At 48.7% G+C, this 19,687-nt stretch carries 16 protein-coding genes; 1 reads left to right on the forward strand and 15 read right to left on the reverse strand.

What is annotated here, in order from left to right; translation table 11 throughout:
• Positions 1-249: 249 nt before the first annotated feature.
• The 5 genes from IFU39_RS08760 to IFU39_RS08785 all read right to left on the reverse strand — a co-directional run bounded on the left by IFU39_RS08760 (position 250) and on the right by IFU39_RS08785 (position 4,165).
• Complete coding sequence (locus IFU39_RS08760; protein WP_150367636.1) at positions 250-525, reverse strand: barstar family protein; 276 nt, start codon at positions 523-525, stop codon at positions 250-252.
• A 14-nt stretch (positions 526-539) separates the two neighbouring features.
• Positions 540-980 carry a ribonuclease gene (locus IFU39_RS08765; RefSeq protein WP_192132266.1) on the reverse strand — a complete coding sequence of 147 codons (441 nt, stop codon included), beginning with the start codon at positions 978-980 and terminating at the stop codon, positions 540-542.
• 263 nt (positions 981-1,243) lie between these two features.
• Positions 1,244-2,251, reverse strand: a complete 1,008-nt coding sequence (locus IFU39_RS08770) for a Gfo/Idh/MocA family protein (protein ID WP_036670444.1) — start codon at positions 2,249-2,251, stop codon at positions 1,244-1,246.
• Between the two features lie 2 nt (positions 2,252-2,253).
• Entirely contained in the window at positions 2,254-2,628 is a 375-nt protein-coding gene (locus IFU39_RS08775; RefSeq protein WP_036609188.1) for a helix-turn-helix transcriptional regulator, read from the reverse strand.
• A 388-nt stretch (positions 2,629-3,016) separates the two neighbouring features.
• Entirely contained in the window at positions 3,017-4,165 is a 1,149-nt protein-coding gene (locus IFU39_RS08785; RefSeq protein WP_192132269.1) for an acyltransferase, read from the reverse strand.
• 72 nt (positions 4,166-4,237) lie between these two features.
• On the opposite strand from IFU39_RS08785, the gene IFU39_RS08790 reads away from it, so the two are divergent.
• Positions 4,238-4,630, forward strand: a complete 393-nt coding sequence (locus IFU39_RS08790; RefSeq protein WP_197997731.1) for a YidH family protein — start codon at positions 4,238-4,240, stop codon at positions 4,628-4,630.
• Between the two features lie 177 nt (positions 4,631-4,807).
• Here the strand turns inward: IFU39_RS08790 and IFU39_RS08795 are convergent, their stop codons facing one another.
• The 10 genes from IFU39_RS08795 to essC all read right to left on the reverse strand — a co-directional run bounded on the left by IFU39_RS08795 (position 4,808) and on the right by essC (position 19,685).
• Positions 4,808-5,413 carry a general stress protein gene (locus tag IFU39_RS08795; protein WP_017689064.1) on the reverse strand — a complete coding sequence of 202 codons (606 nt, stop codon included), beginning with the start codon at positions 5,411-5,413 and terminating at the stop codon, positions 4,808-4,810.
• An 866-nt stretch (positions 5,414-6,279) separates the two neighbouring features.
• Positions 6,280-8,799, reverse strand: a complete 2,520-nt coding sequence (hrpB, locus tag IFU39_RS08800) for an ATP-dependent helicase HrpB (protein ID WP_192132271.1) — start codon at positions 8,797-8,799, stop codon at positions 6,280-6,282.
• A 153-nt stretch (positions 8,800-8,952) separates the two neighbouring features.
• Entirely contained in the window at positions 8,953-9,759 is an 807-nt protein-coding gene (locus tag IFU39_RS08805; RefSeq protein ID WP_091017190.1) for an SDR family oxidoreductase, read from the reverse strand.
• A 185-nt stretch (positions 9,760-9,944) separates the two neighbouring features.
• Positions 9,945-10,787, reverse strand: coding sequence for a protein phosphatase 2C domain-containing protein (locus IFU39_RS08810; RefSeq protein ID WP_091017192.1), 843 nt, complete (start codon positions 10,785-10,787; stop codon positions 9,945-9,947).
• Positions 10,788-10,797: 10 nt separating this feature from the next.
• Complete coding sequence (locus IFU39_RS08815; protein ID WP_192132273.1) at positions 10,798-11,550, reverse strand: vWA domain-containing protein; 753 nt, start codon at positions 11,548-11,550, stop codon at positions 10,798-10,800.
• A 32-nt stretch (positions 11,551-11,582) separates the two neighbouring features.
• Positions 11,583-13,658, reverse strand: a complete 2,076-nt coding sequence (locus IFU39_RS08820; RefSeq protein ID WP_192132275.1) for a hypothetical protein — start codon at positions 13,656-13,658, stop codon at positions 11,583-11,585.
• Positions 13,659-13,816: 158 nt separating this feature from the next.
• Positions 13,817-14,092 (reverse strand): WXG100 family type VII secretion target, encoded by a 276-nt coding sequence (locus IFU39_RS08825; RefSeq protein ID WP_017689071.1) that lies wholly within the window; start codon positions 14,090-14,092, stop codon positions 13,817-13,819.
• Between the two features lie 186 nt (positions 14,093-14,278).
• Entirely contained in the window at positions 14,279-14,827 is a 549-nt protein-coding gene (locus IFU39_RS08830) for a WXG100 family type VII secretion target (protein WP_017689072.1), read from the reverse strand.
• Positions 14,828-14,833: 6 nt separating this feature from the next.
• Complete coding sequence (locus IFU39_RS08835; protein WP_091017195.1) at positions 14,834-15,664, reverse strand: hypothetical protein; 831 nt, start codon at positions 15,662-15,664, stop codon at positions 14,834-14,836.
• Positions 15,665-15,680: 16 nt separating this feature from the next.
• Complete coding sequence (essC, locus tag IFU39_RS08840) at positions 15,681-19,685, reverse strand: type VII secretion protein EssC (protein ID WP_192132276.1); 4,005 nt, start codon at positions 19,683-19,685, stop codon at positions 15,681-15,683.
• Between the last annotated feature and the right edge of the window lie 2 nt (positions 19,686-19,687).

Here is a 19,687-nt window from a genome sequence, read left to right on the forward strand (position 1 = left end):
CCCGGCGTTAAAATATTTTTCATGTTAATTTTATTTTAACGTAAGTTATGCAAAAATCAATACCTCCGTGAAAATAATTTTAACGATAAGGAAGAAAAGTAAAATCTCGCTCTTCTTTCAGATGATTCGTAATCAACACAAGGACTTTCTGAACAACCTTTTTGGACAACCTCCTATAACACAAAAAAACAGACCACAAGTGGTCTGCTCGGCTGGACAGATTGTATTAGAACTGCCTTTATTTGCTGCCTACTTCTCAACACGCAATTGAAATCCAGCCTGTTCAGCCTGTACCTCCAACATCAAATCACGTACCCGGCCTGCTTCATTCCCCAGTCGTTCTTCGCTGATTTGGTAGTTGGTCCATTTTAGCTCTAGTGGAAGTTCAATCGTACCCGTCAGGCAATCCCACAGAGCGTCGAGATTACCGCCATAAAAATCAGGCAGTTTCAGCTTGTCCTTTAATTGTTGATGAAGTTCAGCGCTACTCGCAAAGTCTTCTCCATCCAGAATCACGGTAATCATGGCTGCTCCTTCCTCTATTTCAAACGTGTAAATGATGCATAGTGATCTGTCGTTTTGTAGATAAGTCCATCATTGGAATACACAATCCGATCCGAATTACGGAAGCCGGAAGTATAGTTAATATCCGCTTCGCGCCATATACGTCCGCTGGCCGAAGGCAGAAGTCCCTCCCGATTGCCAAATGTGTCCCCACCGATGCTTTTTCCAGGAGCCACTACAGCCAAGTTTTCTTTTGACGCTACCCAGCCGAGTCCTGTTGCCTGTGATTTGGTAATAAAGTTACATGGCAACGTTCCGTTTGCACTCAAATAGTTTGCTACACCTGTAAACGTATTGATGATGGTACATGTTGCAGCAGTTGCCTTCTGCTGTGCGACTGGAGTGAACTGTGATCCTGTGAGGAAAACAAACGTTAACAACAATGCCAGTAATGCGGTGGATATCAACTTTTTCATCAATCCGGCCTCCCGATCCCTCAAAGTAGATGAACGTTGTCACGATATGCATACTGCAAGCTATAACTTTCTAGTTTTACGTTCTGCTAGATTATAGTAAACAAGTCATCTCATGACTATTTATATCACATCATTTTGGTAGAAATATCAAATGAAGACGTTTAAATTGTAAAATATTATAATTGTAACATTTTAAGACATAAAAAAGACTCTCATCCCTGAAGATGGAGTCTACTTTTCTAGTATGTTTAAACTGAACTGACCTAATCGATCAGTTGCACACGTTGACGAGTTCGAGCCGATTCCAGGCATGCATCAATAACGCGCATGTTTTGAATGGTATTTTCCGGACTGAAAGGTAAGGCCTCTCCTTCAAGCACAGCCGTTGCAAACGTCTCTACCTGAAGCACATAGGAATTCGACACCGATACACGCTCCTCACGGCTGACCGAATCCGTGTGTACAATAATCTGAGGTGGAATATCACTGTTTTCCCAGCCAAACACTTTTGGCAGTTCAATCCGCCCTTCCGTCCCGAGAATCTCCATCTCCGCTCGACCTGAAGCCCACATGCCACAGTCAAAAGTTAAAGCTACCGAATTCGGAAATTCTACCAGTCCCGACGCCATCATATCCACGCCATCATGCTCGTCCGAGAATAGAGCGTGAACTGTCACCGCTTCCGGTTCCTGTCCCAGATACATCCGGGCTGCCGAGATCGGATACACGCCAAGATCAAATAATGATCCGCCGCCCATCTCTCTTTTGAACCTTACATTTTCCTTGTCATCAGCGGTATTACAGGTAAAGTTACCATGGATGGCTCTGACAATGCCAATCTCTCCACTAGCTATAATCTCTTGCACACGTCTGTGCTTGGGATGATATCGATACATAATTGCTTCTGCAAAAAGAACACCTTGCTGATGACATACCTCAATCATTTCTGCCGATTCATCAGCATTCAGGGCAGCTGGTTTCTCACACAACACATGTTTGCCAGCCTGTGCCGCTTTGATGGTCCATTCTTTGTGCATATGGTTAGGCAAAGGAATATAGACGGCTTCAATGTCCGGATCAGCGATGAGCTCTTCATAACTGCCATATGATCTGGCAATGCCCAGTTCTTCGGCAAGGGTTTCCGCTTTTTCCTTGCTACGGCTGGCAATCGCCAACACCTCACCACGTTCAGACTGCTGGATCGCCGGAATGACTGCATTTTTGGCAATGGTTGACGTACCGAGTACTCCCCACTGTAACTGTCTGTTCATGCTCATCTTCCTTTCGTACCGTAATTGTCCTCTTCTGCCTTGTGTAACATGCCGAGACAACGATCCAGATCCGTTTTGACCTGTTTCTTGTATAACTCAGCTTTCTCCGCACCATCATCCGTGAAATGATATAAAACGATTTCCTGAAAATCGACCTTCGGATCGTTGCCCTTCAGCTTCTTCGTACGATAAAAAACACCTTGCTGTACCAATTCATGCAGTGCCCGATATACCTCGCTCTGGGGTGGTACATAACCGTAGTCTTTGAATTCCTGCTTCATCGCCTCCAGCATCTCGTAACCATACCCCCTATGCTGTTCAACCATCGTAATCAGATACAGCTTGATAAATGCCCGCTGTGCAATCATAAAAGCCACGTTCATTCCCCTCCTGTCAGAACCTATATATCTAGTATTATAAAACTTATGTTCGGGTTCTGCCATCTTTCTCCGCTTGGTCTGCCTTTTATCCATCTTTAAAGAAGGTGAGAAAGAAATCGTGTGAATACGCGTTAAGCTGGGGGAAGCACGGAAAAAGGTTTTCTGTTGTGAATTTTTCATGTAATGAAATTTTAAATAGTATTGGAAAGTTTGTTTTATTTCAGGAACCCAGCGAGTCGTTCGATCGAATTTTAAAGGCTGTTACATCTGTAGTCCTGAATGCTGTTTCCTGCATAGCTGAATCCTGAATTCCAATATCGGCATAGACCCTGTACGATCCTGTAAAGCTGTGATTCTGTTGTGAATTTTTCATATGTTGATGGATTCATTTATCGCGAACAGACTTCGGTACGGTTCCCACAATCCATTTGCCCCAGCTTACACGCGAGATAAGCCATGTCACTACACAGGATAATGTAAGAGCGAGCAACCAGGTGATGGTCATTCGAACGACAGGGTTCAAGCCCATAGCAACATAGAACAACTCATCCGGAATGTAGCTGTACCGCAGCATCAACATATGCATCAGATAACCGCCATACGATACACCACCAATCCATCCCAGCAATCGTGTAGCCCTGAGGTTATGAAGTTTTCCTGCCAACTGATACATGACCATAATGGAAGCGATCAGAAAGAGTGCCATATCAGGGCGGATCAAGCTGACTGTGTAAAACGTAATTTTGATTCCTTCCGCCTTCTGAAACTCCAGCATTAATAGATATGTAAACCGCAGACCCAGAACAATAAACACTGTCCAGTATATCCAGCGTAATCGATGAATCCATTCATTCCAATGCTGGACGGATAACCCCGCTGCGGCACCAAGCACAAAATAAATAAAGAAATAGAGGAAATTCCGATCTGCATACGTTGTAAAAGCATCTGTCAGCACCGGGATATTCAGCCATTCCATGACCTTGGCGATGTTTCTTAATTGATCCGCAAGTACAAGATACACCACACCAGAAATCAGTAATGCGATCAAGCGCCCCTTGGCCTCATATCGGTTATATACATAACGAATGGCTCGCAAAAAGAGCGGAAATAACAGATAAAACTGAATCAACATAATGATGTACCAAAAGTGTGAAGTCGTTTTGCCCGTAAGCAACTTCAGACCCAGGTCTGGGATGTCATTCCATCCAAATCCGGTCCAACCCCGCGGTGCAAGTGTAAAATAAATGAGTGACCAGATGAGATAAGGCACGATCACGTCGTTTACTCTTTTTCTCATAAACTTGCCGTAATGCAGCTTGTCTCCCGTGTTATAAAACAGCACCATACCTGTTATGAATATGAATAAAGGAACGGCAAATTTGGAGAGCATCAGCAGTATGGCCAGTAACACCCCATCCTCCAGTCTCGTTTCCGGGACCAGAGAGAAATGTGCGATGGAATGCTGGAGAACCACTGCGGCAAAGGCGATTCCCCTTAAACTCTCTATTTCTGTAATTCGTTCTTTGCGAGGCATACATTCAGACTCCTTTTCTTGGTTTTGCAATAAAAACAACGTACAATGAAGCCGTATATCTAATGAACGGGGTTGATTCACATTTCGTTAACAGACAAAGACCTAACCACTACCGATTCCAAGTATGTCCAACAACATCTAGCTAACGAGCGAACTTTTCTGGCTTGGGTACGCACCGGTATTGCCATGGCGGGCATCGGCTTTCTTGCTGCCGGATTTGGCTTCAATTCGTCGGCGTATGATCAACTTGCACATATTGCGGCGATTATTACGGGTATCACTTCTCTGATTGGCGGCATATCCATCATTGTGTATTCGGCAGCAGCCTATCATCGGAAGCGTACACAAATCAATGAACAGACGTTTCAGGCATCGACCGGTTTAATTCGGTTTCTCACATGGATGCTACTGGTGATTGGACTCGCTTTAGCTGTACTGTTATATGTATTGTTATTCCCTGCTTGACTGGGTAAAAACACCATCCGACATTACTGACACCCACCCATATGCAACACAGGGACAAAAGCCGGCTTCCCTTAAGGAAACCGGCTAATGACCATCTGGTGGATCATATATGTCATTCCATTTTACAGATATTAAGTCATTGGGTTTTATTTCATTTCGATTATATTTGCGGCAAGATTACAGGAATGTATTGTTACCGAATCGCGCTGCCTTGTTTTGGGCTTCCAATCTGCGTTCTTCCATATCCAGATCCGGCCGTTCGGCTGGCACGTCTCCGCGATGAGCTGCTTCGGCTCTGTCCCGGTTAAGCTGGCTGTTGCCACTGAATACATCGTACACATCGGAGTCCCGATCCGTAGAATCTACGAGCAGCAGGATTTTACCATTCTGTACATACTCCTCATACTGTTTAGCGTCCTCTTCCGGAATACCAAGACCTACCAGTCCACCCACCAGTCCACCAGCTCCCGCACCCACAGCTGCACCGGTAAATGCTGCTGCAATGGGGCCTGCGGCCAGAATCGGTCCTATACCGGGTATAGCCAGTGCACCGATACCTGCGAGCAGACCGGCTACGCCACCAAGTACACCACCTGTTGCTGCACCTGCAGCCACGCCTTCAGGGGCTTTGGTACCTGTCTCTTCCCGAATTGCCTTCAGTTCATCCCGATCTTGTGTAACAACGGAGATTTCGTCTGAAGTGAATCCTTGTGCCTTCAGACCCTCGATAGCTTGCGATGCTTCACGTTCTGTATTAAACACACCTACGATTTTCTTTTGCATAATGAATCCCTCCTCATCTGATTGAGTGGTTCGTTATGTTATTACCCGCCTTCGTTTCTTTCAAACGCTTGCAAGTCAATATCGTATGTGTTAATAGCAATGAATTGCTGAGGTTTATTCCTTTTTATTCCTCATCAGAGTATGCCTTCAAACTCAGGCATGTGATACGTTGTCAGGCAAGCTCTACGTTGAAGGACGTGGGTGTCCAAAACATCTTGAAGTCCAGACTGGCTGATCCTGGCGAATTGTCCAGACGATTTCTAAGGAACCGAGGACGTCTTATTTAGCCTTCGGGTCCTCATTTTAGTTTGTAAGGAACATGAGACACGTTATTAACCAAAATCACCTGAAAAACCCGTTTTAAACGGCTGGTTATTCAAATATAGCGTGTTTCAGATTCCTTAGATTACTGCGGGCGCTTTTAAGTCGCTGAATAAGACGTCACAAGTTCGTTAGCGCTCCGCTCCATGATTCTGCTCCATGTTCAGCCCCCGGCACGTTCAGTTACACTCCGGCTTTGGGCAGGTTGAGGACACGCTCTGGGGCGCGACTTCAACCTCAAAAGAAGAAGATTTTGCTGAATTCTCGTTCCATGCCGGATGTTTTCGGTAGGCGTGCCGGGGCACGTCAAGGGGAAAGTAACGCAGCATGGAGCGAAAAGGCAAAGTGACTAACATGGGTCGAAAAGGCAGTAAAAGTTGCACGTTAGTGAGTTTTGAGACACGTCCTGGTTAGAGGATGATTTTTTAAGTCAGAGAATGATTCGGTCAGCTACAAAACTTAAGGTTGTTCAGGAGAGTCTGAGCCTGATGAAGAGCGCCCTTTGGGAACCCAATCGTTGATATCTGAAAAACGAAATCATTCATCTATTTCCCCCTTGGTTTGGCCCGATTTGTGGCGACCGCTTCAAGTGGATTATCCGGCCAGTAGTGCTTCGGATAACGACCTTTCAGGTCTTTTTTGACGTCAAAATACGTCTCTCGCCAGAAATTCGCCAAGTCACGTGTGACCTGTACAGGTCGCTGAGCCGGTGATAATAGGTGGATTGTCAACGGGACTCGCCCACCCGCTATACGCGGTGTCTCCTGTTGTCCAAACATCTCCTGTAATCTTACCGCCAGCGCCGGGTCCTCTGGACGACTGTAGTCCACGGGAATACGCGAACCACTGGGCACCTGTATATGCGTCGGAGCTTCATCGTCCAGTTGTTGTCGTTGCGTCCAGCTCAGGCCACCCAGTAATACATCTTGCATCGACAATCTCTTCAGGTCGGCTGCCGAACGCATGCCTGTCAGATAAGGGGTAAGATGTTCTGCCAACTCTTCGGTCAGATCATCTTCGATCAGGTCGGGCCACTCAGGTATATGGAGATGCAGGAACCGCAGCCTGTCCGCAAGTTGTCTGGATGTTTTTGTCCAGGGCAGACAATCCAGCCCTTCCATTCGAATTCCGGTTAATAGTGCTTCCAACACCTGATCTTCAGGTGGCTGTGCAATACTGCTCTCTTTCATCACAAGGGCTCCAATACGAAGTCTCTTATGTGCGCGCACGCTGCGAGTGTTGGAATCCCAGGCCACTTGCACTTCATTGTGAAGCAAGTGCTGACCTGCCTGCACCAATGTCTGCTCCTGCAACGGCGCAGCCAGCAGGATGCGCGCGTCTGCGCCCTGGTCGTCTGCCTCGGCTGCGACCAGATACGCTGAACGGCTCAGCGATTCTGTCGCTGCGAGCCGTACGCCGCGGCCGCTGCTCAGCAGATAGCGGCCGTCCTCCCGGCGTTGCCCGATCCGGTCCGGATAGGCGAAGGACAGTAGCAGTCCGCAGCTGTCCTCATCCGGCCTTACCGGATCGGCCGCCGGGCCGAGCTCCGAACGCAGCTGGCGGCTCTCCTGGAGCATGCGCCGCACGGCCGCGCCGTCTGCGACAGCCGCTGCCGCTTGCGGCATACCGCTGCTGTCCGCGGTCAGCAGCGCCTCTACGCGCGGGCGGAGGTCCGTGCCCGCGCCCGCACTGCCACTGCTGCGGAGGCCGGCAGGCTCCTGCAGCAGTGCCGCCAGCATGCTGGCGTAGCTGGCCAGCCCAAGCTCCGCTGCGCGGAGCAGCATGCTGGCCAGTCGCGGATGCACGCCAAGCGTGTTCATCCGCCGCCCGAAGGGCGTGATGCGGCCTGCGTCGTCCAGGCCGCCCAGCTGGCGCAGCAGCGCCTGTGCCTGGCCGTAGGCGGCGTCAGGCGGGGTGTCCAGCCATTGCAGCTCTGCTGGGGACTGGACACCCCAGACGGCAAGCTCCAACGCCAGCGGCGCAAGATCCGCGGAGGTGATCTCCGGGCGAGCTGCCTCAGGCAGCCCCCCATGAACCTCCTCGCTCCATAGCCGGTAACACACCCCCGGGGCAATTCGCCCTGCACGACCCCGCCGTTGATCGGCTGACGCCTTGGACACCGGCAGGGTTACAAGCCGGCTCATGCCCGTGCGCGGCGAAAATGCCGATGCACGACTTAGCCCTGCATCCACCACAATCTTAACTCCAGCGAGTGTGAGACTGGATTCCGCAATGGAGGTGGACAAGACCACCTTGCGCGAGCCCTCAGCTGCCGGGCGTATGGCCTCATCCTGTTGTTCCACGGGCATACTGCCATACAGGGAATGAACTTTCACATGTTCGGGAAGAGAACCATTCCATAACTCCCGTTCTGTACGATGTATCTCTTTTGCGCCAGGAAGGAAAACAAGCACGTCCCCCTCCTGTTCGGCTAATGCCCTGTGCACCGTCTGAGCCGTGAATTGTTCCAGTGGCATGGCTGTTGGTCTCGATACATATCGTGTTTCCACCGGAAACGTTCGCCCGGGACAGTGAATTGATTTTGTACCTTCGCCAAGCAATGCACAGACGGGAACAGAATCGAGGGTCGCCGACATCACCAGCAATTTCAAGTCTGGACGTAACATCGCTCGGGATTCCAATGCCAGAGCCAAACCCAAATCCCCATGTAAGTGACGCTCATGGAATTCATCGAATATAATCATCGCCGTGTCTTCAAGTCCCTGATCCTGCTGCAACATTCGGGTCAATACGCCTTCCGTCACAACTTCAATACGCGTCGCCTGACTCACCCGGGTATCCATGCGTACACGATATCCTACAGTCTGACCCGCCTTTTCCCCTAGTGTAGCCGCCAGTCTCGATGCAGCCGAACGCGCAGCCAGCCTTCGAGGTTCCAGCATAATGATTTTCCGTCCCGCAACCCACGGCTCCTCCAGCAAAGCCAGCGGTACAACAGTCGTTTTTCCCGCTCCTGGCTCTGCAATTAACACACCTGTATCTTGATCCCGAAATAACTGTCTTAACTCAGGAATAACCTCTTGTATCGGTAACTCTATATGCATATGATCGCTCCTAATGAATGTACCCTACTGCTCTTCAGTATCTCTATTCGAATGTTAGCATTATAACAAAAAAAGCCGTTCCAGAGGAACGACTATCGCAGACACACCCTAAGACACGCCTTAGTAAAAATGAAATTTATCCAGAATGCTCACTTAGCTGAGCAATGATTCGGCACCATCAATGACGATCTCTGCTCCCGTAATATGTCTGGATTCGGACGATGCGAGGAAACTTACCAGATCGGCAACATGTTCCGGCTGACCCGGCCCGTCCGCAAGTGGTTGCTGTCCTTCCGGGAACTCCATCGGAATAATGATCTGTTGCAGATCATCCGTTTTGACCGTACTTTGATCGATATTTGTCGCAATCGCTCCTGGGCAGATTACGTTCACACGTATCTTGAACTTCGCCAGTTCAAGCGCAGCCATCTTGGCAAAAGCAACCTGTCCTGCCTTGGACGTGCTGTACGCCGACATGCCAAAGCTTGAGAAGCGTTGATTGCCGTTAATCGAACTTGTAATGATAATGCTGCCGCCACCCCGTTTCTTAACGTGAGGCAAAGCATATTTTACGGTGAAAAATGTACCATTCAGGTTGGTTGTAATAATCTGTTGCCAATCTTCAACCTGAATTTCCTCAATGGGTGCCGATACTCCGTTAATGCCCGCATTGGCAAAAACGATATCCAAACCACCGAATAACTCAACGGTTTCCAGTACAGCCTTTTCCACACGTGCCGGGTCAGAAATGTCTACATCAAATGCTCTTGCCGCACCGGGGTGCAGCGCATTAATCTCTGCTTCCGTTTCCGAGATCCGATCATTCACCAGATCAAACAATGCAACATGTGCACCCTCTTTAGCCAGCTTGACCGCAGTGGCTTTCCCAATCCCGGAGCCTGCTCCGGTAATAATCGCAACCTTGCCTTGGAACCGTGACTTACCGTTATGTTGTGTCATTATCCATTCCACTCCTTTGATTAGCAATTATGTAAGAATGTACATTCAAGCTTTCATTAGCCAATTCTTCACAAGATTACCCAAAAAGAGTGTCTTTTAAATCAACATCAACAAGTTTTTTCACAGTTGATCTTCGCCGCTGTCACAGCTTCAGCAGGATCGATCCACAACTTGATATCCCGCACTCACCATTCCAGCTCAATGAAAGCGGCATCATCTTCAAGTCCGCCGGTATGTGTAGCATCCAGCAGTACCTGAATGTGTTCATCCGGGACATAGGCTTGAATGGCATCCAGGTCGTTCAGTCCATCCGTATATAACTGGAGTCGCAGTGAATCTCCTGCCGACCCTTTCATCTCGCAGATGTGCGGCTTACCACCAACAGGCCCTTCAAGTGTAGACCAACGCTCATTTGTCTTGCAGTGAGTCTGAAATAATTCAGACTGTTCCTGACCATTACGCCAAAGGCGAATACGGGAATCTCCTTGCCACGCTAACCATACACGGCTTTTGCGGCCACCTCCCGTAAGCTCGATCCGTCCACACACATACATGGCCTGACTGCCCCGACTTCGCTTTTCCATCAACACTTCACGCAGCAACAAAGGGGAACTTTCCAGTGGCTGTAATTTCTCCAACTGCTGAGATGCAGGAAGGGTTAGATCATGGAGAAGACGCTCCACGCCCTCTTCTGTCGGGTGTTGCGTCGTTTCCAACCAATCCAGCAAAGCATTCCCCAGAAAACGCGCTGCAAAATCGCCCAGGTAACTCATGCCTACCCCATCACACAATACAAAATTGCAGATATTTCCTTTCATACGTACCGCAGCAAAGTCCTGTCCGGTATCTCCCTGATGTACCGTCTCAGCCGCTCTGCCATAACCATATCTGCACTTAAATGTACCCTGATAGCGGGTTAGTGGCTGTTCTCCCGTCTGTACACTAACATAGCGAAAGTTGCCATGCCGTTGCTCGGCATGGCCCCCCTTATCTCCAGCAGACAATGTTGCCAAACGCATCGCTCTCATGATTCCCCTCCTATCTAACAGGCGTAGCAGCGGACATCTGGAACCCGATTGATACCAATTCTGCACAGGTACCTGGCAGCATCATGAGTGCACCGGGTGCAAGCAAATAATCAGCTTCAACAAGCATTTCCCGATAACTTTCGGGCAGGACGGATGACATATTCCGCAGCTTCTCTCCATGCTCATCCTGTAGATTCGTTTCCGAAGAGATTCCCTTCCATCTTCTGGGTTCAGCAATTGGACCTTCCAGCAGATGATCGGATATAAAAATATTTTCCACCAGTACATTGCCGTCTGGTACACTCATACCCATAATTCTTTTTGCAATAGGTTCGGGATCTTCACCTGTGGCTACCCCATCGGTCATGTGGCATACAAGTGGCGCAGGACAATCCTGCATATTCGGAATTTCGGCCTGTAGAATCTTTTCCGCCTGTAGAAAAGCCTTCGCAGAATCGGAAAAGCGTCTCGGAGTCAGGTCAGGCAAAGAACCAACTGCAGCGATCTCGTCAATCCCTTTGATTCCGTTCAACAAGTCATATACATCATCGCTGTAAGCCAATACGGCTATACGATAGCGAGGTGTCAGACGATTTCCCTTGGTAGAGCGAAATACCATTTGGCGGATCGCGAGAGATAGGGCATCATAGACGACGTCAATCCGTCGACGATTTTCCAGAACCATGTTCATGGAGGCGCTAATATCAATTAAATATATAATAAGTGCAGGTGTACGCTGTGATGCTTGAATCGTGTAGTTCATCTAGGGTGGGTCACCTCCATCGTTCACGTTATTTATAAGTTGGGCAACGTATAATTAGTGTTGCTCAGGAATTTGTTAATGGCGCTCATTCGAGCGGCCACTTTGCCGACACCTTTGAAATAGGAAGCATCGGTATTGTAAAGATTTTTGAAATCACGGGCATACGCTTCCGCATTTTCAATTTTTCTGCCTTTTTGCGCGTTATACGTCTTATTGTAATGAGCAATCAGCGTGACCACATTCTGGGCACGTTTTTTCTTCAGAGCTGCTTTCTGAGCAATCTCCTGTTGACGTTTAACTTCAGCTGCCGCTTTACGCTCCGCTTCCTGTTTTGCAAGCTTGGCATCATTCTCTTTTTTCCAGACCAGATAAGCTTCATATTTTGCCTGTTTATCGTACTTCTCCTGCTGTGCTCTCTTAGCAGCTTCTTTCTTCTGCTGCTCCTGCTTCACCAGAAAGGCCTCATATTTCGCCTGTTTGTCGTATTTGGCCTGTAACGCCTTACGTTCTTCTTCTTTTTTCTTTGCATCAGCTGCCTTCTGCTTGGCTTCAGCGAGCTTTTTCTTTTCCTCTGCGTCCAGTTTTGCAGCATCTGCGGCCTTTTGTTTCTCTTGTTCTTCCTGCTGTTTGAGCGCAGCTGCCTTTGCTGCTTCCGCCTCTTCCGCAGCTTTGATATCTGCCAGTCGTGTGGCTTCCAGCTGTTCTTTCTGTTTTACCTCTGCCTGATCGGCGAGTATTTTGACCGTTGGCACGCCACCTGCCAGCAATACAATAAGCACAGCGGAGGAAATCATGAACTTTTTGGATCTGTAGAATGGCACAGGTACGGGCTTGTCTGTGTCTTCTTTTGGATTAAGCTTGGCATCCAGTTCCTTGATTGCAGCCTCGACTTCCATCTGCATCGCGCTGTTATGAGGAATAAAATGATAAAGAGAGCGGTACACTTCCAGTGCTGCAGCCGGTTTATCTTCATCCTCCAGGGCTCTTGCTTGCAGGAACAGACGATTCACAACCGCTTCCTGATCTGGAGAGTGCGGCGTTTGGGGACGGTTCCCGTCTTGCGTATTCACCGGTTCATTTACTGGTTCTGAGCTCTTTTTCAGATTCACATCAGCTTCGGACGAATTGGTAGCTGCTTCTTCCGATGTCGCAGCAACCGCCGCATTGGCCTGATCCACGTTTACCGCAGCCAATGCAACATACCACTCACCAAACGTCGGACAGCTGCTCAAATCGTGACTTTCCCAAGCTCGAATGAACAGATCTGACAGTTTGGAACCCCAACGCTTCTCAAGGGACTCCCGCATCGCATAATACCGTTCACTCACTGTTTGCATTTCATGCTGGTCAAAATAACTTTCGCCCCACGCCTTCTCTACAATCACAGGGTCTGACCAGCTTAACATTTCAGCAATGATAACAGCTCCTGCAAATCGGTCAGCATATGAACTCCACAAACCGCTGTGCACTGTTCGATGGGCTGCATAACCGGGTGACCCGGCAAGCAGGGCATCCGGACGATCCATCTTGGAACCGTACATCTGCTCGACATCCACAAGTTCTACCGCAGACGTCTTCCCCAGGTTCTCCACTTCGGAAAAAAACGGAATCATTACATTGGGAGCGGACATATCGCAATGAGCCAGTCCACGTTGTTCCATAGCCGAACCTGTTCCAGCAAGTGCTCTGGCCAGCTTCAAGCTCTCTTCAGCCGTCAACTGTCTCTGATCACTGATCACATCGAACCAGGTCTGACCTTGCACCCATGGCATCAACACCGCATATAACAGATCGGGATGTTTTCCAATGAGCGCTCCGTTTCTTTCCGGAGTGAGCACATCACGCTTGCATACCTGCAAACCTGGCAGTTCACTATAAGACTCCATATGCTCAGACTGATATACCATAGCCGGAATACGGAATTTAGGAAAAAAGACTTTTAGTGCTTTGGCCCCATGAACGGAACCATTACGGGGTATTAACTGATAAACAATCCCCTGCCTTCCGGCTTGGGCATAAGCCAGACCCGGCGCTGCCGGATGTTGCCCAATCGTATAGGCAATGTCGTTAATCACCACTTCATCCCCGGGATTTGGTTGAAAAGACATGCTTATCCCTCTCTCTGTCCTAGTGTCATAGTTGCAGCAAAAACCGGGTGTTGTGACAACGCCCGGTTTTTGCTGTAGTTGTACATCTTCAGCTTGCTATCCACCTATAATTCAGGACGAAATCAGACTTCACATCGGCCTGATCTATGTAAAGCAGATTAACGAGCTTGGTCAGCTGTACGGAATTTGTTAGCAATAGCTGTAAGTTCAGCGCTGATGCTGTTCAGCGTTTGAACGAATGATTGCATTTGTTTGCTAGCTTCTTGGAACTCTTGGAAGAAGCGTTGCTTTGTCATACCTTCCCATTGTCCTTCCATGCTTGTGATGGATTGAGTCAATGTAGATACGATTTGCTGACTTTGCTCACCGCTTTGTTTAAATTGGTTGGAAACCTGATCAAGCTGCTCTGGGGTAACTAAAATACGTCCTGCCATTTGTAAATTCCTCCTTGGTTTGTGCAATTAATTTTTTACTTGTTCAAATTGTACTATACCAGGATCGATCGGACAAAAGCCGAAGGACCTAATCCTATTTACCCCATTTTTAGCATTTGAAACTTCTCCTAACAGCCTATTTACAAAAAAAGATTCACTTTCTGCTGTTACTTTCATTCACCCTGTTCAGGAAACCACAGGCTCGGTCCCTCTTCTTCCCCGAAAGGAAGGATCTGTGAATCTCCATGCTACAGGCTCAGGCTGCATAGCCTGCACCAGTGTAGCCGGGGAGCCATCAGGCGGAGCGGCATCCTGTACACGATATACGGCCGCCATTGCGGAAAGGGGATCGGATACTACAGCTACAGTTGCAGAATGTGCAGGCATGATTTCTCCTGTACGATTGTTCTGAAGAACATTCAGCATATTGACCGCATTACCATAGGCTGTGTTCACATGACTCAGCACGGAACGATACTCCATGTCTGCCTGCTGGAATAACAACGCTTTGCGTCCCAGCTGTACGCTTAAGTCCATTAATCGACGCAGCGCATCCTCGCCCAGTCGTTTACTGTGATTCCATTCATTCATCACCGCTGCGCGGGATTCAACCTCCCACTCCAGCGAATGAATCGCCTGATCCAACACTGTCATCTTTTGCTGTATTTGCTCCGCTGCATACTGAATCTGCTTGCTCAGTGCCCGAAGCACATCCGGTTCCACACGAATGCGCATTTACCATCACCTTTCCTCTTCCCCTGCAGGCTGTTTAAGCCAGTCCAGCAGCATCTCGTGAAACTGTTCTCTAGTCGTTAGTGCTGCAACAAGCCAATCATCTGAAGCCGCAGTGCTCATCCGGAACAACCAGTTGGATACCGCACTTGCAGCAAAGGCTGCCGACTGCGACTTCCACCCGTCTTCATTCCATACAAGCAACCTGAGCTCCCCGTCTGACTCCTTACCCACCAGACAGCGTGCCAGTGCAAGTGAGCCCTCAGGATCACTTGTCTCCTGTTCGAGTTCCGCTGCTACGGTCTGTACTCCGCTGTTTTCGAGCTCATTCATGACATCATAAAATTTTTTCTTGGAGCACATTAGGGCCGGTTTCTCCGCAGGAGAATGGCCGCTCCATTTCATCCGCTCTATCAGAACATCGATGGCTTCACGAACACTTCCCAGATCGCTGAGCCGGAACGAGTCCGGTACGTCGTCAACACGGGAAACTTCAACGACCCGCTCATCCGTGCAATGTATATAACTCTCATACGACTTGCCGTTGATCGTGTAGCGAATCCAACAAGCTCTGTCGGACAATCCGGCAATGGCTACCCTGGAGAAAACGGTCGGTGTCATGATCAGCTCATCGGTATCCTGATCCCGAATCAGATATCCTTTGTCAAGCAGAGAGGTTTTGACACGCTCCCACTCCCTCGCGATATCCTCAGCCATATAGCCGCGAAACGGATCTTCTACACCAAGCAGTCGGTCTGAACCGAGAATACCAGCCAGGAAAAAAAGTTCCTTTGTTTGCAACGTGACTACCTTTTGCTTAGAATCATGAACCGTCAACATTATGAGCCACCTCCCCTCAAACTACAACATGCCATCGGTCACGAATTTCAGAAATCCAATCGGTCATTTTCCAGCTGTCATCACATGGAACTGCACCTTTAACCCTGGAATATTTACGTTTTACATAATAACCTTGACCCGGAGGCAGTACCTTCAGCCCACCTGAACTACCTCCAGATTCGGAATAAGGTATACGGAAGAACGAGAGATCGTTAGGGTCTAAAGTCCCGAACAGCATTCCGCTCTGGGAAGCCTTCACATCCGTTACCCAGTCAGAACCGAAGGTCGGGAAGTCTGCCGGAACCCCGGACAGAATCACATGTACACCGCGATCCCTTCCTTGACGAACAATCGCTCCCAATTGATCTTTTACATTAAAATCGTTTAGCTGCTTGGACAAGGTGTCCGCATCGTCGATGACGAGCACAAGTTCCGGTCCACCGGAAATCTCGCCTCTTTTCAGAACTTCATCGTACAACTGTTGAATGACAGGTGCAAGCTGTTCTTCTCGCGATACATGTCCACGGACATGGGGCAAACTGCTGATTTCCCCCAGCCCACCTGAGCCATAACGCATATCTACTGTGTATATTTGCACATCTTCCGGAGAAGCATGATAAGCCAGTGATAACATCCATGTCAATAAAAATGTCGTTTTGCCGCCTTCCATCGGACTCGTTACCATGAAATGCGGACCTTCACGCAGATTAAGCTCGAATGGTTCCAGATCATCCGTAAGCAGTCCCACAGGGACAGTTATAGACGATGTATCCCACGCCTGACCATATGATCCTGTCCGAATGAGTAGATCCTTGAGTTTGATCTCTTCCGGAAGTGGAGCAATCTGCGGCGCTTCTTCCGCTGTCCAGCCTTGGCGAATCTCAGCAATCGTACGGCGCAGTTCAGATGAACGCTTGCCCTCATCTGCCCCTGAAGATGGTAATGCCGCCTGGAACATTAACGGAGGCACTTGCCCTTTGACCAGACCTCTTCCTGGCGGAAGTTGGCTTGGCGCCTTGGAAGGTCTTCCCACGGCATAATAATAATCGCTTGGATCGGATAACTCAAATGAAACCGCATTGGGAATATTACTTCTGAATTTTTCAAATACATCTGTTACCCGATTGGCGGTGAGCACAAAGGTGATACCCAGACTTCCGCCTTCACGCAGGATCGTCTCCAGAAGTTCATTCTCTTCCGGATAGGCATTGCGGAATGAAAGATAACCATCGATAACGACCACAACCTGCGGAACAGCCGCGTGAGCTGTCCGGCGGTAGGCCGAAATCGTTTTAACCCCCGCCTCCGAGATGATATCTTTGCGTTGTGCTGACAGCTTGAGAATATAGCGGAATAACCGTTTGATCCGGTCTTCCTCTTCCGCCATCATCACGCCACCAATCTGAGGTAGTGCTGCAAAGTCCTTCATCATGCGGCCCATGTCGATAATGTAACCATGCCAAGGTTCAGTTCTATGGGAACGGGCCAAAGACATAAGCAAGGTCTGAACAAATGTTGTTTTGCCCAGTCCTGGCATGCCGTACACGACCAGATGTCCTTGATCCACAGGCAATGCGAGCGGTTGTTGGCGCTGATTAGGGAGATCATCCAGCAAACCAACCAGTGGTTTCAGACCACTCGCCCCGCCATCAAGCAGCAGATCCCGATTTTCTTCTTCCTGCCAGTCCTGAAGACCTTCCCATTCCAGTGTCTCTGGTAAAGGTGGCAACCATGGTCCTGGCAAACGACGGATACCCGCATCAGCTGCAGATTGCGCAACATAATCAATAAATACCTGAAGCTGTTTCGGAACATCTTCACCTTTGAGAACGGCTCTGCGCTCTCCAGTTAACAGAGGCTCCCGCTTACCGTTCAGGCGCACTTCCATAACAGGCAATACTGTTGTTGAATCCTCCTGCTGGTTATAAGGTGCACCACTCCAGGCGAATTGCATTTCTTCAAACACTTCATCACTACCAACCTGGAAATATCCGCGACCAGGCTTTGTAATCCAGGCAGCATTTGGAATCTTGATCATGTCCCTGCTGTCTCCCTCACTCTGTACGCGAAGACAGATCCTAAAACGGGAATTACTCCATATTTTATCGTCCACAACACCAGCTGGCTTTTGGGTTGCCAGAATTAGATGAACCCCAAGTGTCCGGCCAATGGCCGCGATACTGATCAATTCATCCATAAACTCCGGCTGGTCCCGCTTCAATTGAGCAAACTCGTCAATGATAATGACCAGATGTGGCAGTGGCTGTTCATGTCTGGAACGCAGAATCTTGTAATATTCATCAATATGCTGGAGGTTTCCCGCATCATTTAATATTTTTTGCCTTCTGACCAGTTCGGCACGAAGTGAGATATTTGCCCGCTCGATCAGATTTCCATCCAGATTGGTGATTGTCCCTACCACATGAGGCAGATCAACAAATGTATTGGACATACCGCCACCTTTATAGTCAATCAGCATGAATGCCAGATCATGTGGATGGAATTCAGCAGCGAGTGAAGCAACGATGGACTGGATGACTTCACTTTTACCTGAACCGGTTGTACCTGCAATCAGACCATGGGGACCATGACCCTGACGTTCAATTTTGTCATGCAGGTTTATCGCAATTTTTTTACCGCCAGCTCGTACACCCATCGGTACGGGCAGCGTGTCAGGATATCTCGTCTGTCCCCACCTGGACACCACATCCAGATCTTCCACACGTGATGTGCTCAGCATATCGAATAACGGAAGCACTTGCGGGATATCTGAAGCAGATGAACGCTTTAAGCGGATCGGTGACATATAACGGGAAAGCGCCTCTGCCATCTCCTTCGAGATCACATCAGGCTTGTACATTTGTTGTATAACATCGGCATCTTCCGTTTTTTTGATATACACCCCTTTGCCTTTGGAGGCATCCATAATCAACTGACAATGCATCGGTAGAGACTCCTTGCGATTAGCCAGTATGATGGTGCATACATCAATGTCATGAGCCGACTCCAACAGCAGCGGAAGTAACGGTTCTTCTTCAATCAATTGCGTATCGGAGAGAATCACAACGTAACATGGCGTTTGTACGCTTTTCTTGTAGCGGTCTTCCTTATTGTTACGACGCCGGTTCAACACGGAAAACAAGCTGTCCGCCAATTGATGCGCACCGCTGTGCCTGTCGGCCATATAGCGTTGTCCTTGGTCTTCATCCCAGATATGGGGCATCCAGCGAAGCCAGTCCCATTCCTTGCTGTCCTTTTCTTCATAGAATGCAGCAAGCTTCAGTTCATCCGGGGAATGGCGTACCGTCAGTTGTGAGATGATGACTCGCAGGGAAGCAAGTACTTCCTCCCGATCGCCGACCAGTCCCATAACCTTCGATTGGAACAAAGGTAATGTAATGGAAGCATCCGGTACCGTCTGGAATTCAGCCGCAAGTTCATGGGCAGCTTCAATCAGCTCATCCTTCTCGTAACCATCAATCCGCGGAACCTGAAGTTTGATGCGGAATGGAATCTCTCCCGTTCCAATGCGCACCTGAAGGAAATCATCATCCTCTGGTGAACGCTCCCACAAGGAGCTGTTCCGGTTCTTCACCACTTGAAGACATACACCCGGATCACCGTGAATTTCGTACAGGCTCTTCACTTGCTCCGCCTGAGCTTCTTTCAGTTCTTCCCGGTGTTTGTCCAGTTGGGCAAGATACATTGTTTTTCGTTCTTCCAATTTTTTGCGATATGATTTCTTGTTGCTCAGATACACGAAGAATGGAATGGTGTAAGAAGTAAGCATCATCATGACCGTCATCATCTGAAACATCATATAATTGCTGTTGCCCATTTTGCCGGTCATATTGATATATACGTAGAAACCAATGCTGACCATAGTCATCATGATCGGCACAATAATGGATATCATGGAAAACGTGGGTTTGCTCGGTTCTGTTGGAGGCCTGAGTATTTCGAGTCTCTCTTCCTTGAGAACCGGTGTCATTCTTGGAGAACGCTGATATAACACATTCACGA

Origin of the sequence: Paenibacillus sp. CFBP 13594 (assembly GCF_014842675.1) — a bacterium.
GTDB classification, from domain to species: Bacteria; Bacillota; Bacilli; order Paenibacillales; family Paenibacillaceae; genus Paenibacillus; species Paenibacillus amylolyticus_B.